This is a genomic window from Bacillus sp. 9.4, from assembly GCF_055486415.1.
In genome coordinates, this window is record NZ_JBVFMU010000005.1 from 95996 (window position 1) to 111449 (window position 15454).

Below are 15454 nucleotides of genomic sequence, written 5' to 3' on the forward strand. Positions count from 1 at the left end.
TTTTTATTTGAAAAGATGCAATGGAAAATATTCCTGTGAGATAATCGAAGAAAAAAGAGCTGACGGAGATGACAGAATGGCAACAATTGACCTGCAAAAGAAAAGTGTAAAGATCGTACTGGAGAAAAAGCAGTTAACGAAGGTGACGGCTCGTGTCGGACTGGTTCTTGATATTACGGGATCGATGAGACCGCTCTACAAAAACGGGACGGTTCAAAATGTGGTGGAGCGGATTTTGGCAGTGGCTGATCAGTTTGATGATAACGGTTTGCTGGATGTATGGGTGTATGATAATGAATTTTCCAGATTAAAGCCAGTTTCAGAAAAGGATTTTTCGGGCTATGTCGATCGTGAAATTTTAAATAATGACCGCTTGCATAAATTCGGCAGAAATGATGAGCCGCCAGTCATGAAGGACGTGCTGTGCAAATATGTTGCGGAGGAGCCGAGCTCGTATCCTGCTTTCATTGTTTTTATCAATGACGGGGGCTGTAAAAAGTCAATCAAACCGATAATTAAAGCTTCTTCTGATAAACCGGTGTTCTGGCAGTTTGTCGGCATCGGAAACGGAAACTTTGATTTTCTCAATAAACTGGATACGTTAGAAGGGCGTGTCGTTGATAACACGAACTTCCTGCATATCGAAGAGATTGACCGCATTTCTGATGATGAGCTTTATGATGCTCTGCTTGCTGAATTTCCATTTTGGCTAAAAGAAGCGAAGGAAAAAGGGATTGTAAGAGAACAAGAGCCTCCTGCTGAAAAGCCGAAAAAGAAGGGCTTTTTCAGCAGATTGTTTTCGAAATAACTGATAAGTCACTGAGTCATTCTGCGAAATGGCTCGGTGTTTTTGTTTTTTTAAGATCATGTGAAGAAAAATAGTCCGAATGGGCGGCTTGCAAACGACAGGATATGCAGAAAACGCGTCATTCAGCCAGCTTTCGGCATGTTTCAGCGGCAGGCTTGTGAGGGAAGACCTGTTTTTGATGTTCAGCGCTTACAATCGGTTCACACTTCTTCACAGTCGTTTAACAATGATTTCCTATAATGGAGACGATCAATGAGGAGAGAGGGGATCTTGAATGGCATACGACAGTCGTTTTGATGAATGGGTACAGAAACTGAAAGAGGAAAGCTTTCAAAACAATACGTTTGACCGCCGTAAATTTATTCAAGGAGCGGGGAAGATTGCAGGACTTTCTCTTGGATTAACGATTGCCCAGTCGGTTGGGGCCTTTGAAGTAAATGCCGCGCCTAAATTCTCAAGCTATCCGTTTACATTAGGGGTAGCGTCAGGTGATCCGCTTTCTGACAGTGTCGTGCTTTGGACACGCCTGGCACCAGATCCGCTGAATGGCGGGGGAATGCCGAAGCAAGCAGTGCCTGTCAAATGGGAGGTCGCAAAGGATGAGCATTTCCGCAAAATCGTAAGAAAAGGCACTGAAATGGCTAAACCGAGTCTTGCCCATTCCGTTCATGTGGAAGCGGATGGGCTTGAGCCGAACAAAGTGTACTATTACCGTTTCAAAACCGGCCATGAACTAAGCCCTGTCGGAAAAACAAAAACACTGCCTGCCCCTGGCGCCAATGTGCCGCAAATGACCTTTGCATTTGCTTCCTGCCAGCAATATGAGCACGGATATTATACGGCCTACAAGCATATGGCAAAGGAAAAGCTTGATCTTGTCTTCCATCTCGGTGATTACATATATGAATACGGTCCAAATGAATATGTATCAAAAACAGGCAATGTCCGCACGCACAACAGCGCGGAAATCATTACGCTGCAAGACTATCGGAACCGTCACGCTCAATACCGTTCTGACGCCAATCTTAAAGCTGCACATGCGGCGTTCCCTTGGGTTGTAACCTGGGATGACCATGAAGTTGAAAACAACTATGCCAATAAAATACCTGAAAAAGGACAGTCGGTTGAAGCATTCGTGCTCCGTCGCGCGGCAGCATACCAGGCATACTATGAACATATGCCGCTCCGCATTTCCTCTTTGCCGAATGGCCCAGATATGCAGCTGTACCGGCACTTTACGTACGGAAACCTGGCGTCCTTCAATGTGCTTGATACCCGCCAGTACAGGGACGACCAAGCCAATAACGACGGCAATAAGCCGCCTTCTGATGAATCGCGCAATCCGAATCGGACTCTGCTTGGAAAAGAACAGGAGCAGTGGCTCTTCAACAATTTGGGCAGCTCGACAGCCCACTGGAATGTGCTGGCGCAGCAGATTTTCTTTGCCAAGTGGAATTTCGGGACAAGCGCAAGCCCGATCTACAGCATGGATTCGTGGGACGGCTACCCGGCTCAGCGCGAACGGGTTATCAATTTCATTAAAAGCAAAAATCTGAATAATGTTGTCGTACTGACAGGTGATGTACACGCAAGCTGGGCATCGAATTTGCATGTCGATTTCGAGAAAACAAGTTCAAAAATATTCGGAGCCGAATTTGTCGGAACCTCGATCACTTCCGGAGGGAACGGAGCGGATAAGCGAGCGGATACGGACCAAATTTTAAAAGAAAATCCGCACATCAAGTTCTTTAACGACTATCGCGGATATGTCCGCTGTACAGTGACGCCTCACCAGTGGAAAGCCGATTATCGGGTGATGCCATTTGTGACCGAGCCGGGCGCAGCCATTTCCACGCGGGCTTCATTCGTTTACCAGAAAGACCAAACCGGGTTGAGAAAGGTATCATCCACAACAATCCAAGGCGGGGTGAAGCAATCCGATGAGGTCGAAGAGGATCGTTTCTTTGCGCACAACAAAGCCCACGAAAAACAAATGATTAAGAAGCGGGCAAAAATCACGAATTAAGGAGTGAAAATTATGTTTTCAAACATTGGAATACCGGGCTTGATTCTGATCTTCGTCATCGCCCTCATTATTTTTGGCCCTTCCAAGCTGCCGGAAATCGGGCGTGCCGCCGGACGGACACTGCTGGAATTTAAAAGCGCCACAAAATCACTTGTGTCTGGTGATGAAAAAGAAGAGAAATCAGCTGAGCTGACAGCGGTGAAGCAGGACAAAAACGCGGGCTGAGTGCTGATGAGGCAGACACCGGGTCTGCCTCTTTTTTTATGAAAGGGAGGGCTTTTTTGAATGGATAAAAAAGAAACCCATCTGATCGGGCATTTAGAAGAGCTTCGCCGCCGGATTATCGTCACCCTTGCGGCATTTTTTCTATTTCTCATCACGGCTTTTTTGTTCGTACAGGACATTTATGACTGGCTGATCAGGGATTTGGATGGAAAGCTGGCTGTGCTTGGGCCGAGTGAAATCCTCTGGGTGTATATGATGCTTTCCGGCATTTGTGCCATTGCGGCTTCTATCCCTGTTGCTGCGTACCAGCTGTGGCGTTTCGTTGCACCGGCGCTGACGAAAACGGAGCGCAAGGTGACGCTCATGTACATACCAGGTTTATTTGCGTTGTTTTTGGCGGGCATCTCCTTCGGATACTTTGTCTTGTTTCCGATCGTGCTCAGCTTTTTGACTCATTTATCCTCCGGCCACTTTGAAACGATGTTTACGGCTGACCGCTACTTTAGGTTTATGGTGAATTTGAGCCTGCCGTTCGGCTTCTTGTTTGAGATGCCCTTGGTGGTGATGTTTTTAACAAGGCTGGGCATCTTAAATCCTTACAGACTGGCCAAAGCGAGAAAGCTGTCCTATTTTCTGCTGATTGTCGTATCTATATTGATTACACCGCCTGATTTTATTTCTGATTTTCTCGTGATGATCCCGCTTCTTGTCCTGTTTGAAGTGAGTGTCACCCTATCGGCGTTTGTCTATAAAAAGAGGCTGAGGGAAGAAACAGCGGCGGCCGCTTAGTGCAGCGTACCGCCCGGTGACTTCACATCCTCATCATATTGTGCGGCCGTAACAGCGGCGATTCTCAATGCCCGGACAATCGTGTCCAGGCTGAGGCTCGGCGCTGTTTTGTCGATTGTTTGCTGCGGAATGTAAGGAATATGAATAAAACCGCCGCGAATGTGCGGGGATGTCCGGCTAATGTGATCCATTAACCCGTAGAACAAATAGTTGCATACAAAGGTCCCCGCTGTGTAGGAAACCGCAGCTGGAATGCCGTGTTCCTTCATCTTAGCAGTTATTCGTTTCACGGGAAGCCCTGTCCAGTAAGCGGCGGGCCCATCTGGAGAAATCTCTTCATCAATCGGCTGATGCCCTTCGTTATCGTGGATTCGCGCATCTGCAAGATTGATCGCCACTCGTTCCGGTGTAACCTGCATCCGTCCTCCTGCTTGGCCGACACAAATTACGATATCCGGCTGATGTGTTTGAATGGCTTGGCGCAGAGTGTCCAGAGCGGATCTAAAGACGGTTGGAATTTGTTCCGCTGTAATAATGGCTTCTTCTGTCTCGAAGCCATTAAGCCGTTTCGCTGCTTCCCATGATGGATTGATGGTTTCTTTGTCAAAAGGGTCAAAGCCTGTGATCAGCACTTTTTTTCTCATCTTCTCATCTCCTTTTTCTTTTATTCTATTGTTTATTTATGGGTTTTTCATCAAAATAATGTAAAGGAGTGAATCATAATGGAGCATTTGCCGCAGCAGTATCGTCATTTATTCCCAACCTTGCAGATGCATACGATGCTTGCCAGCTGTTCTCAGAGCGCTTTGGCAGAGCCTGTATCAAGGGCGATCCAGGATTATCATGATAGCCTGCTGTATATGGGGACGAACTGGAAAGAAGCAATCGAAAAAACAGAGTTTGCGAGAAACGAGTTTGCAAAGCTGATCGGGGCTGAACCGGATGAAGTGGCGATTGTGCCGTCAGTTTCTGATGCGCTGGTTTCTGTAGCATCGTCCTTAACTGCATTTGGAAAGAAGCACGTTGTATATACAGATATGGATTTTCCGGCGGTGCCTCATGTTTGGCAGGCACACTCCGATTATACCGTATCCGTCATTCCATCAATACACGGTGTGATGCCGCTCGAACAATATGAAACGCATATTTCGGATGAAACAGTACTGACGTGTGTTCCTCACGTTCATTATCGTGACGGCTATGTTCAGGATATAAAAGCGATTGCCGAGATTTCTCAGAGAAAGGGCTCTTTATTGTTTGTAGATGCTTATCAATCAGCCGGGCATATTCCCATTGATGTGAAGGAATGGGGCGTAGATATGCTGGCAGCAGGCACCCGGAAGTATTTGCTCGGCATACCGGGTGTGGCGTTTCTTTATGTGAGAAAGGAGCTGGCTGACGCACTGAAGCCGAAAGCATCAGCTTGGTTCGGAAGAGAGAGCGGATTTGATGGGGCTTATGCGAAAGGCGCGCGCCGTTTTCAAACGGGCACCCCAGCTTTTATCAGCGTATACGCAGCTGCAGCGGCTTTATCGCTGCTGAATCATATTGGGGTTCCTCATATCAGGGATCATGTGAAAACGATCTGTGCCGATGCAGTTCAATATGCCGCTGAAAAAGGCCTGCAGCTGGCGGCGGCACAAGGTGGGGATCAGCCGGGCATGGTTGCGATCCGGGATGAGCGGGCATCGGAAACGGCGGCGTTGCTGAAGAAGAAAAAAGTGATTTGCGCGCCGCGGGAAAATGTTATCCGTCTCGCTCCCCATTTTTATAATACGAAGGAGGAAATGCGGCACGCGATTGATGAAATCGCGGCGAAAACGATCCACAAGTAAACATGAAAAATCCCCTGAACATTAGTCAGGGGATTTTCATATTAATGATCTACCTTCACGCGCTTCATAAAGAAAGCGCCAATTAAACCGATAATGGCAACAATCATTGCAAACACAAATGCGTGCTGTACACCCGCTGTCAAAGCTTGCGGGATGACTGCCGGATCGGCAGGGTTTTTAACTGTACTCATATAATCATGCTGGCCTGCAGCCATAATGCTGACCGCAACCGCTGTTCCGATAGCGCCGGCCATTTGCTGCAGCGTGTTCATAATGGCGGTGCCGTCTGGATAAAATTCGCGCGGCAGTTGGTTTAAACCGTTTGTCTGTGCAGGCATCATGATCATAGAAATCCCGATCATCAAGCAGGTGTGCAGGATGATAATCAGCACAGCCGTTGAAGTGGTCGTGACATTTGAGAAGAACCATAGTACAACAGTGACAATCACAAATCCCGGAATGACAAGCCATTTCGGCCCGTATTTATCGAACAAGCGGCCTGTAACAGGGGACATAAATCCATTTAAAATACCGCCCGGCAAGAGAACAAGACCAGATGCAAATGCAGTCAGGACTAAGCCGCCTTGCAGATACATCGGCAGAAGCAGCATAGATGACAGAATGACCATCATACAAATGAACACCATGATCACACCCAAAATAAACATCGGGTATTTGAACGCACGGAGGTTCATCATCGGCTGCTTCATTGTCAGCTGGCGGATTGAAAATAGGATAAGGCCGACAACGCCGACAATCAGCAACACGATAACAGTCGGGCTGGACCATCCCCCGGAGCCTTCACCCGCGTTGCTGAATCCGAACACAATGCCGCCGAAGCCAATCGTCGACAGGATGATAGACAATATATCGATTTTCGGCTTTGTCGTCTCAGATACATTCTGCATATATGCGATACCGAACACAAGCGCCAGCACAAGGAACGGAAGAGAGATCCAGAAAATCCAGTGCCAGTTGAGATGCTCCAGAACCAATCCTGAGAAAGTTGGGCCGATGGCGGGCGCGAACATAATGACAAGACCGATCGTTCCCATTGCGGCGCCCCGTTTATGAGGCGGGAAAATCACCAAGATTGTGTTAAACATTAGGGGCAGTAAAAGACCGGTTCCAAGTGCCTGAACGATCCTTGCCGCTAATAAAAACGAGAAGCTCGGCGCAAGCGCCGCAATGAATGTACCTAAAATTGAAAAGATAAGTGACACGGTAAAAAGCTGTCTTGTTGTGAACCACTGCAACAGCAGTCCTGAAACAGGAACAAGGATACCGAGTACAAGCAGGTAGCCCGTCGTTAACCATTGGACGGTTGCCGCTGTAATGTTCAATTCCTTCATGAGGTCGGTTAACGCAATATTCAGCGCTGTTTCACTGAACATGCCGATAAAACCGGCCAACAGCAAGGAAATCATAATCGGCATCACTTTGTATTGCTGAGATGCTTTAGCTGTTGTTTCCAAAATCATTTCCCCTCTCTATCAACTGCATGTAGTATGTCGTTTTTTTATCTCTTCAGCAGGTCAGGAATGCAGCTGGAGATATGAAGGAGCGGCGTACTGTTTTTTGCCGTCAAAGATAAAAGGATGCCGCCTTCAATCATCGCGTTAACCACAGTGCTGGCTTCTTTTGCACGGCTCTCGCTGCAGCCAGTCTGCCGCAGTTTTTCCTCATACACAGAGGCCCATTCTTTGTAGGCTTCATGACAGGCTTCGCGCAACGGTTCGCTTTTCAATGACGTCTCAGCCGCTAGCAAGCCCACAGGCAAGCCTTCAATGTCTTCCGTACATGAAAACTGGCAGGAGAGCTCCTTCAAAAAGGCTTGAATGCCTTCCGCTGGATCGGTGTAGGATTCCATGCAGTCCGCGATTTTCTGACGGATATACTCCTTCATCTCATTCACGGCTTCGATCGCAAGCTGTTCTTTACCCCCGGGAAAGTGGTAGTAAAGAGAACCTTTAGGCGCGCCGCTTTCCTTTATAATCTGGTTCAGCCCCGTGCCGTAATACCCCTGCAGCTGAAAAAGCCGGGTAGCTGCCGAAAGGATTTTCTCACGGGAATCTCCATAACTCATAACATTCCCACCTTACTGAATTGCAATCAAAAATATAGTGACTGGTCTATTATCTTGATTCAATCATCAATTGTCAAGAAAAATTCATTGTATGAAAAGACAAAAAAAGAAGGATATGACAACAAAAAATACTGAGAGAAAAGCTGACTGATCTTTTGACTGAATAGATAAAATGTTCAATGATTAATCATCATATGGATGTAAGGAGAGAAATAGATGAAAAAACAACGAATGCTCGTACTTTTTACCGCACTATTGTTTGTTTTTACCGGATGTTCACATTCTCCTGAAACAAAAGAATCCCCGAAAGAAAAAACGCAGACACAAAAAGTCTCTTCGGCTTCTGCCTCTGAAAAAAAGGATCTGCCAAACATTAGAATTTTAGCGACAGGAGGCACGATAGCTGGTGCCGATCAATCGAAAACCTCAACAACTGAATATAAAGCAGGTGTTGTCGGCGTTGAATCACTGATCGAGGCAGTTCCAGAAATGAAGGACATTGCAAACGTCGGCGGCGAGCAGATTGTTAACGTCGGCAGCACAAATATTGATAATAAAATATTGCTGAAGCTGGCGAAACGCATCAACCACTTGCTCGCTTCAGATGATGTAGACGGAATCGTCGTGACTCATGGAACAGATACATTGGAGGAAACCGCTTATTTTTTGAATCTCACCGTGAAAAGTGATAAACCGGTTGTTATTGTCGGTTCGATGAGACCTTCCACAGCCATCAGCGCTGATGGGCCTTCTAACCTGTACAATGCAGTGAAAGTGGCAGGTGTCCCTGAGGCAAAAGGGAAAGGGACGCTTGTTGTTCTTAACGACCGGATTGCCTCAGCCCGATATGTCACCAAAACAAACACAACCACAACAGATACATTTAAATCAGATGAAATGGGCTTTGTCGGAACAATTGCCGATGATATCTATTTTAATAATGAGATTACCCGTAAGCATACGAAGGACACGGATTTCTCGGTTTCTAATCTTGATGAGCTGCCGCAGGTTGACATTATCTATGGATACCAAAATGACGGAAGCTACCTGTTTGACGCTGCTGTAAAAGCCGGAGCAAAGGGGATTGTATTTGCCGGTTCTGGGAACGGGTCTTTATCTGACGCAGCCGAAAAAGGGGCGGACAGCGCAGTCAAAAAAGGCGTCACAGTGGTGCGCTCTACCCGCACGGGAAATGGTGTCGTCACACCAAACCAAGACTATGCGGAAAAGGACCTGCTGGCATCGAACTCTTTAAACCCCCAAAAAGCACGGATGTTGCTGATGCTTGCGCTTACCAAAACAAATGATCCTCAAAAAATCCAAGCTTATTTCATTGAGTATTGAAGAAAAGAAGGCGAATAAGCCTTCTTTTTTTGGCTTTTTAGGACCAATAATAACCTATGAATCTTAAAATTTCTTTAAAAATAAGCCAAAATTACCCTTTACTTAATTAATTTGGTAACGTAATATATTTGGAGAATTTGTTACAAAAAAAGGAGGATATTATGAAATTTGTAAAAAGAAGGATCATTGCACTTGTAACAATTTTGATGCTGTCTGTTACATCGCTGTTTGCGTTGCAGCCGTCAGCAAAAGCCGCTGAACACAATCCAGTCGTTATGGTTCACGGTATTGGAGGGGCATCATTCAATTTTGCGGGAATTAAGAGCTATCTCGTATCTCAGGGCTGGTCGCGGGACAAGCTGTATGCAGTTGATTTTTGGGACAAGACAGGCACAAATTATAACAATGGCCCGGTATTATCACGATTTGTGCAAAAGGTTTTAGATGAAACGGGTGCGAAAAAAGTGGATATTGTCGCTCACAGCATGGGGGGCGCGAACACACTTTACTACATAAAAAATCTGGACGGCGGAAATAAAGTTGCAAACGTCGTAACGCTTGGCGGCGCCAACCGTTTGACGACAGGCAAGGCGCTTCCGGGAACAGATCCAAATCAAAAGATTTTATACACATCCATTTACAGCAGTGCCGATATGATTGTCATGAATTACTTATCAAGATTAGATGGTGCGAGAAACGTTCAAATCCATGGCGTTGGACACATCGGTTTATTGATGAGCAGCCAAGTCAACAGCCTGATCAAAGAAGGGCTGAACGGCGGGGGCCAGAATACGAATTAATGAAAAACAAAACCTTGAAGAATGCTATTCTTCAAGGTTATTCTGCTTTCAGCACAATGGTTTTCGCAGCCATATCATGAACGGTTTGTTTTTTCTTCGTAAATGCGGCAGTCAAATAGATCAGGCGGGAGAACACATGCACCCACGCTATCAGGTAACGGACAATGGCTTGCGGGAAGGATATTTTTTTATATGTTTCGTCCCTCACGATTTGCAGCCCGATGATTTTTTTGCCCAGCGTGCCCTTCCAATTTGTCAGCGGCATCAGCAAAGGGTACACAATCAGCATCAATATGGCGACAATAATGACACCGGCGGACCCATCGCCAAACGTAAATCCGGCTGCCAAAATCACTGCTGCGGCAATGATTACATCAAGTAAAAGAGCGCAGGCGCGCAGCATGAAACCAGCTAGTTCCAATAGAAACACTCCTTAAAATGTTAAATAAATACCTAATGATTGTAAAAAAGAAGGGCCTAAAGTGGGAATAGGTGATAAGCCTTAAATCACAAAAGTTGGTGAAAATGTCATAGGTAAATTGGCATAATCAGCCAGCTTATTACATTACCAAATTCTTTTTTAGCCCGAAACCAAGCCCTCAGAAGTTATTTTTGTTAAAATAGAAAAGTTACAACAGAATTCGGAGGGTTTATTGTGGGAAAAGTGAAACGAAATGCCCCTTGCCCATGCGGCAGCGGCAAGAAATATAAAAAATGCTGCGGAAGTAAAGTTGTCGACTTCCCGGCGGAACTAGCGGCAAAAGAAGCGAAACAAATTCAGGAAGACTTAGTGGAGTATGCCTTCACAGTACATAGAGAAAGCATTTCAGGCTTTATCAACCAGCATGATTTTCTTTCTGCTATGGACAGACAGACGAAAGACATCAGCGTATTTAACTTAGGAATCTGGGGAATCTTCTTCCACCCGCTTGCTGGTGAGAAGACAATCTTCGAAGAGTACCTTCAGAAAAAAGGCGATTCGATCACTCGTCCGAAAACGCGTGAGATCGTAGAATCATGGCAGAGCATGACGCCTGCTTTATTGCTGCTGAAGGACCTGAAGGAAGGCATCATTCACTTTGAAGATGTCATTACGGCAAAACAATTCGAAGTGGAAATGGACGCCAGCAATCAAGACCTTCCTCCAGTGGGAAGCCTGATTCTTGGATACCCAATCCACGAAGCGGAAAAAGCAGAATTCTTCATGCAGTTCACGATCTTCCCGGTGAAGAGAACAGAAGCGCTGATCAGCAAGGTGAAGAAATATGCGGATGCCGCTGTGAAGGACGGCAAAACGCCGGAGGACTTCATGAAGCAGGAATTCAACAACGTTCTGTTCGCGTTGTTAGCTGAGAAAGATGAAGAGCCACAAGCAGAGAAAGCGGAAGTAAGCACTGTTGAGTGGGCAAATGACTTGGAGAAAGAAACCGCTGCGGCTATTGAAGAAGGCATGAGCGGGGAAGAGTATCCGACTGAATTGATCCCAGCTGTTATTGACATCTGGAAAACATTCTGCGAGAAAAAATCACCTGTCATCAGAAAGCCGGAAGCTTTTGCGGCGGCAGTTGAATATTATGTAAACGCGATTTCTCTTAACGGCGCGTCCGTTTCTCAAGCTAAACTGGCGAAAAAATACGGCGTCAGCGCATCAACGATTTCCAGCCGTTACAAAGAAATTGAAAGCACGCTGCAAGATGAAGCCGATCGTTTTGCACAAGCATTATCCTCATAATGAAAAAAACCTTGAAAAGCTTGGCTTTTCAAGGTTTTTTTATTTCTGAAACGGAATTTTGATTTCTAACCGGAAGACGGGGTGGCGGTAGGTAAAATCCAGCCTGCCAAAAGCGCTCTTCACCAGTTTTTGAATGATATATGTGCCCATGCCTTCATGAGCGCCGTTTTTCGTTGAGCGGCCAAACGATTGATAAATTGTATCGAGCACTTTTGGGTCCATCCCGGGAGTGCTGTTTTCACAAGTCAGTACATAAAGCCCGCTGCGCAGTGAAGTCTCCAGTTTAATCTCTGCTTTTTCTCGGGTCTCCGCCGCGCTGTCGAGCGCATTTTCTAATATGTTGCCGACCAAGCTGACCTGATCAGCAGGCGAAAACGGAAGGGAAGAAAGCGGTGTATGCATATGCAGCGAAACACTCACATTCGAGGCGCGGGCTTTTTCTAAAAAATCATAAAGCACCCCTGCAACGTACGCGTTCTCTCCTTTCAAAAAACGGTCATATTGACTGAATTGATCCGCCCAGTTTTGAATATATGCTTGTGTATCTGCCTTGGGCTGAGCTGATTTGATTGCAGTGATATGTTTCATTGTGTCATGATTCCGGCTTCTGACATCAATCAGCATTTGATTGGCGTGCTGTTCAGCTTGAGTCAGCTTATCAATTTGATCAGAAAGCCTTGCCTGCAAAGCAGACTGTCCGATACGGAGCCCTTCACACCCTGCAAATATCGCGATTACACATAATGCCGGCATGATGTCTGTGCCGATCAGCACCACTCCCGCCGACATCACTTGAATCACGGCAATCCACGCACAAAGCCCTGAGGAACAGTGTTTCCACACCCGCTTCGTATTCCAAATGTACAATCCTGCAGCAGCTGCGCCTAAAGCAGCGGCGAGCCAAGAGGCGGCTGTGCTGTGTGAAAAAGCAGCAGCTCCCTGATAACATATGAAACTAAATAAAATCAGATAAAGACATTGAAAAAGGGTAATCACGTACTAAACTCCTCAAAAATAGTAGTTTTGAAAATAATCAAGCTGCTGCTTAGTGATCATCGCTTTTTTAGACGTTCCCTCAAAGGAAACTGTGAATGAATGCTTGGTATAAGCGGAAAAATGCTTTATGTAATGAATGTTGATAATAAAGGAACGATGCGAACGAAGAAAATCTTTTTCGGGCAGGTCGCCTTTAATATCATTTAATGTTTGATACGTTTGCACCTCTTCGGCGGTTGTCACAATCGTCGTCGAACGTCCCGTCCGTTCTGCGAAAATAATATCCTTCTTTTGCAGGACGTGCATTTCAGACTTTTGCTTTATCAATATACGCCCATTCAAACTCGTTTCCGTTTTCTTTTTCAAGTACCGGTCGAAGGAAGCGGCCAGACGGTCGGCATAGTACGGCTTCATAATATAATCATGGACATTCAGGTCAAAGGCGTGAACCGCATAACCGCCGTGGCCGGTAACAAAAATCACATCCACATCAAGTGAATGGGATTTGATCAAATCAGCAAGCTCGTAGCCAGACATATGGGGCATCTCGATATCGGCAAGCAGCAGATCAATGTCTCCGTTCTTTACCCGCCTGTAGGCTTCCTTCGCTGAATCGGTGGAAAAGACAATTTCGACGTCCTGCATTCTGGACACGATCGCTTCCAGCTTCTCTAAATCTACTCGATAATCATCTACAAGTCCGACTTTTACCATTATCATTCCCCTAGTTACATAGAATCATCTTTATTCTATCCCATTTCGCGACATAAAAAGAACTCTTCGCGACAACTTTATCCAACTAATCCAGCTTTTCGTATATAGTCATTACTAGAAATAAAGATAAGGGAGATTGTGACATGATTACACTGACCGATTGCAGCCGCAGGTTTCAGGATAAGAAAAAAGTAGTCAAAGCGGTGCGAGATGTAAGTTTAACAATTGAAAAAGGAGAAGTCGTCGGCATTCTCGGAGAAAACGGTGCCGGCAAAACCACGATGCTGAGAATGATTGCTTCCTTGCTTGAACCATCACAGGGTGTAATCACAGTAGACTGCTTTGACACGGTCAAGCAGCCGGCTGAGGTCAAACAAAGAATCGGTGTCTTATTCGGAGGAGAAACTGGGCTTTACGACAGGATGACCGCTAAAGAAAATCTCCAATACTTCGGCAGGCTGTATGGGCTGAACCGCCACGAGATCAAAGCAAGAATAGAAGATTTATCGAAGCGGTTCGGCATGCGCGATTATATGAACCGGAGAGTGGGCGGGTTTTCTAAAGGCATGAGGCAGAAAGTCGCCATTGCCAGAGCGCTGATTCACGATCCGGACATCATTTTATTTGATGAGCCGACAACTGGGCTTGATATTACGTCAAGCAACATCTTCCGCGAATTTATACAGCAGCTGAAAAGAGAACAAAAAACGATTCTTTTCTCCAGCCACATTATGGAGGAAGTGCAGGCGCTCTGTGACAGTGTCATCATGATTCACAGTGGAGAGGTGATTTATCGAGGGGCGCTTGAATCACTATACGAGAGCGAGCGCAGTGAGGATTTGAATTACATCTTTATGTCTAAGCTTGTCAGGGGGATTTCTTAAATGCTGAGCCATATTTATAAAAAAGAAATGATCGACGCTTTGCGCGACAGAAAAACGATTTTACTTACAATCTTAGTGCCGATGATTATGATGCTTGGACTTGTCTTCTTTTATGAAAGCATGCTGTCCGACAAAGGGGAGCAATACACGCTGGCTGTCGGCCATTCGCTGCCGCCCGCACTGGAAAGCAAGCTTAATGAGATTGACGAAATCAGCGTAAAAACATTTGCAAAGCCTGAAGAGGCAGTTGATGAAGGAAAAGCAGATGCCTATCTGAACGTCCCGAAAGAGTTCGACTCATATGTCAACAGCATGACACCTTTTAAGGTTGATGTTTACGGCAATTCAATCGATCAAGGGTCTTCAAATGCCATGCAGCTTGTGCAGTCTGCCTTAGATCAGTACAAAAATGAAATTGTGCAGGAACGTTTAACAAATAAGCGCATTGATCAATCGGTCATCCAGCCATTTACGATTCAGCAAAAGGAAGCGGATGAGGAGAAAGGGACTTCCGCTATTATGCTTTCCGCCATTCTGCCCATGCTGATTCTGACTTCCATTGTTTCCGGCGCAATGCCGATCGCTCTTGATATCATGGCCGGTGAAAAGGATCGGAAGTCAATCGAGGCGCTGCTATTAACGCCAGTCAGCAGAAACAAAATGCTGGTCGGCAAGTGGCTTGCGGTTTCCACTTTTGGCGTGGCTTCAGGTGTATTGGCTTTGGTGTTTTTGATTTTGTCCACCGTGTTATTTACCGAAAATTTAAAAACGGCCTTCCAGCTGGGAGATCATATGTGGAGTGTAATCGGCGCTTCAGCCTTAATCATTGTGCTCTCTGCATTGCTGATATCTGCGATGGAGCTTTTCATCAGCATCATGTCCAGCTCGGTAAAAGAAGCGCAAAGTTATATGTCTCTCGTCGTCTTTTTGCCTGTATTCCCGATGTTTTTCATCTTCAGCAAGGCACCGAACCAATTTGACTTATCATACTTTCTCATCCCGTTTCTGAACCTGCATGCGTTATTTAAACAGCTTTTATTCGGGATGATTGACCCGGCTGCCATTTTGTCTACGTCAGGAACCATCGCCGTGCTCATCGCCATCTTCTTTTTACTAGCCAGAGCCTGTTTCCTGAAAGACAAATGGGTTCTTCCAAAATAAACTTGCGAAAGGAGAAATACACTTTCTCCTTTTTGTATATCCTGAAAAAAGAAG

General features: G+C 45.8%; 17 protein-coding genes. 11 read left to right on the forward strand and 6 right to left on the reverse strand.

The window, feature by feature from the left end; genetic code table 11:
• Positions 1-76 precede the first annotated feature (76 nt).
• The 5 genes from ACZ07B_RS18190 to tatC all read left to right on the forward strand — a co-directional run bounded on the left by ACZ07B_RS18190 (position 77) and on the right by tatC (position 3848).
• Positions 77-808 carry a vWA domain-containing protein gene (locus ACZ07B_RS18190; RefSeq protein ID WP_217003255.1) on the forward strand — a complete coding sequence of 244 codons (732 nt, stop codon included), beginning with the start codon at positions 77-79 and terminating at the stop codon, positions 806-808.
• Between the two features lie 79 nt (positions 809-887).
• Positions 888-1064, forward strand: a complete 177-nt coding sequence (locus ACZ07B_RS18195) for a hypothetical protein (RefSeq protein WP_003234785.1) — start codon at positions 888-890, stop codon at positions 1062-1064.
• Between the two features lie 18 nt (positions 1065-1082).
• Positions 1083-2834 carry an alkaline phosphatase PhoD gene (gene phoD / locus ACZ07B_RS18200; protein ID WP_014475691.1) on the forward strand — a complete coding sequence of 584 codons (1752 nt, stop codon included), beginning with the start codon at positions 1083-1085 and terminating at the stop codon, positions 2832-2834.
• Positions 2835-2846: 12 nt separating this feature from the next.
• Entirely contained in the window at positions 2847-3059 is a 213-nt protein-coding gene (gene tatAD, locus ACZ07B_RS18205) for a sec-independent protein translocase protein TatAD (RefSeq protein ID WP_003223835.1), read from the forward strand.
• Positions 3060-3119: 60 nt separating this feature from the next.
• Positions 3120-3848 carry a twin-arginine translocase subunit TatC gene (gene tatC / locus ACZ07B_RS18210; protein WP_014475692.1) on the forward strand — a complete coding sequence of 243 codons (729 nt, stop codon included), beginning with the start codon at positions 3120-3122 and terminating at the stop codon, positions 3846-3848.
• Here the strand turns inward: tatC and pcp are convergent.
• On the reverse strand, positions 3845-4492 hold the full coding sequence (gene pcp, locus ACZ07B_RS18215; protein WP_130573403.1) for a pyroglutamyl-peptidase I: 648 nt from the start codon (positions 4490-4492) through the stop codon (positions 3845-3847). The genes tatC and pcp overlap by 4 nt on opposite strands.
• 78 nt (positions 4493-4570) lie before the next feature.
• On the opposite strand from pcp, the gene ACZ07B_RS18220 reads away from it, so the two are divergent.
• Positions 4571-5683 carry an aminotransferase class V-fold PLP-dependent enzyme gene (locus ACZ07B_RS18220; protein WP_464877510.1) on the forward strand — a complete coding sequence of 371 codons (1113 nt, stop codon included), beginning with the start codon at positions 4571-4573 and terminating at the stop codon, positions 5681-5683.
• Positions 5684-5724: 41 nt separating this feature from the next.
• Here the strand turns inward: ACZ07B_RS18220 and lmr(B) are convergent, their stop codons facing one another.
• Positions 5725-7164, reverse strand: a complete 1440-nt coding sequence (gene lmr(B) / locus ACZ07B_RS18225; protein ID WP_464877511.1) for a lincomycin efflux MFS transporter Lmr(B) — start codon at positions 7162-7164, stop codon at positions 5725-5727.
• 38 nt (positions 7165-7202) lie between these two features.
• Positions 7203-7769 (reverse strand): transcriptional regulator LmrA, encoded by a 567-nt coding sequence (gene lmrA / locus ACZ07B_RS18230; RefSeq protein WP_014478725.1) that lies wholly within the window; start codon positions 7767-7769, stop codon positions 7203-7205.
• 216 nt (positions 7770-7985) lie between these two features.
• On the opposite strand from lmrA, the gene ansZ reads away from it, so the two are divergent.
• Complete coding sequence (gene ansZ / locus ACZ07B_RS18235) at positions 7986-9113, forward strand: asparaginase AnsZ (protein ID WP_124060129.1); 1128 nt, start codon at positions 7986-7988, stop codon at positions 9111-9113.
• Between the two features lie 161 nt (positions 9114-9274).
• Positions 9275-9913 (forward strand): lipase LipA, encoded by a 639-nt coding sequence (gene lipA / locus ACZ07B_RS18240; RefSeq protein ID WP_014475698.1) that lies wholly within the window; start codon positions 9275-9277, stop codon positions 9911-9913.
• A 37-nt stretch (positions 9914-9950) separates the two neighbouring features.
• Here the strand turns inward: lipA and ACZ07B_RS18245 are convergent, their stop codons facing one another.
• Entirely contained in the window at positions 9951-10334 is a 384-nt protein-coding gene (locus tag ACZ07B_RS18245; protein WP_009966469.1) for an RDD family protein, read from the reverse strand.
• 234 nt (positions 10335-10568) lie between these two features.
• Between ACZ07B_RS18245 and ACZ07B_RS18250 the strand changes: the two genes are divergently transcribed.
• Positions 10569-11645: a helix-turn-helix domain-containing protein gene (locus tag ACZ07B_RS18250; protein WP_003246276.1), complete on the forward strand. Its 1077-nt coding sequence runs from the start codon at positions 10569-10571 to the stop codon at positions 11643-11645.
• 39 nt (positions 11646-11684) lie between these two features.
• Here ACZ07B_RS18250 and natK read toward each other — a convergent pair whose 3' ends face one another.
• Positions 11685-12641: a two-component system sensor histidine kinase NatK gene (natK, locus tag ACZ07B_RS18255; protein WP_221777303.1), complete on the reverse strand. Its 957-nt coding sequence runs from the start codon at positions 12639-12641 to the stop codon at positions 11685-11687.
• Positions 12642-12653: 12 nt separating this feature from the next.
• Complete coding sequence (natR, locus tag ACZ07B_RS18260; RefSeq protein WP_003234759.1) at positions 12654-13355, reverse strand: two-component system response regulator NatR; 702 nt, start codon at positions 13353-13355, stop codon at positions 12654-12656.
• 143 nt (positions 13356-13498) lie between these two features.
• Between natR and natA the strand changes: the two genes are divergently transcribed.
• Positions 13499-14239 carry a sodium ABC transporter ATP-binding protein NatA gene (gene natA / locus ACZ07B_RS18265; protein ID WP_445214626.1) on the forward strand — a complete coding sequence of 247 codons (741 nt, stop codon included), beginning with the start codon at positions 13499-13501 and terminating at the stop codon, positions 14237-14239.
• Complete coding sequence (gene natB, locus ACZ07B_RS18270) at positions 14240-15400, forward strand: sodium ABC transporter permease NatB (RefSeq protein WP_277736892.1); 1161 nt, start codon at positions 14240-14242, stop codon at positions 15398-15400. It abuts the gene before it with no gap.
• Positions 15401-15454: the final 54 nt, after the last annotated feature.

What these genes read in the sequence shown, in the direction of transcription:
- natB (WP_277736892.1), top strand. Translation starts at nt 14,240, where the DNA reads ATGCTGAGCCATATTTATAAAAAAGAAATGATCGACGCTTTGCGCGAC.
- natA (WP_445214626.1), top strand. Translation starts at nt 13,499, where the DNA reads ATGATTACACTGACCGATTGCAGCCGCAGGTTTCAGGATAAGAAAAAA.
- tatAD (WP_003223835.1), top strand. Translation starts at nt 2,847, where the DNA reads ATGTTTTCAAACATTGGAATACCGGGCTTGATTCTGATCTTCGTCATC.
- pcp (WP_130573403.1), bottom strand. Translation starts at nt 4,492, where the DNA reads ATGAGAAAAAAAGTGCTGATCACAGGCTTTGACCCTTTTGACAAAGAA.
- ACZ07B_RS18190 (WP_217003255.1), top strand. Translation starts at nt 77, where the DNA reads ATGGCAACAATTGACCTGCAAAAGAAAAGTGTAAAGATCGTACTGGAG.
- ACZ07B_RS18195 (WP_003234785.1), top strand. Translation starts at nt 888, where the DNA reads ATGGGCGGCTTGCAAACGACAGGATATGCAGAAAACGCGTCATTCAGC.
- lipA (WP_014475698.1), top strand. Translation starts at nt 9,275, where the DNA reads ATGAAATTTGTAAAAAGAAGGATCATTGCACTTGTAACAATTTTGATG.
- lmrA (WP_014478725.1), bottom strand. Translation starts at nt 7,769, where the DNA reads ATGAGTTATGGAGATTCCCGTGAGAAAATCCTTTCGGCAGCTACCCGG.
- natR (WP_003234759.1), bottom strand. Translation starts at nt 13,355, where the DNA reads ATGGTAAAAGTCGGACTTGTAGATGATTATCGAGTAGATTTAGAGAAG.
- ansZ (WP_124060129.1), top strand. Translation starts at nt 7,986, where the DNA reads ATGAAAAAACAACGAATGCTCGTACTTTTTACCGCACTATTGTTTGTT.
- tatC (WP_014475692.1), top strand. Translation starts at nt 3,120, where the DNA reads ATGGATAAAAAAGAAACCCATCTGATCGGGCATTTAGAAGAGCTTCGC.
- phoD (WP_014475691.1), top strand. Translation starts at nt 1,083, where the DNA reads ATGGCATACGACAGTCGTTTTGATGAATGGGTACAGAAACTGAAAGAG.
- ACZ07B_RS18220 (WP_464877510.1), top strand. Translation starts at nt 4,571, where the DNA reads ATGGAGCATTTGCCGCAGCAGTATCGTCATTTATTCCCAACCTTGCAG.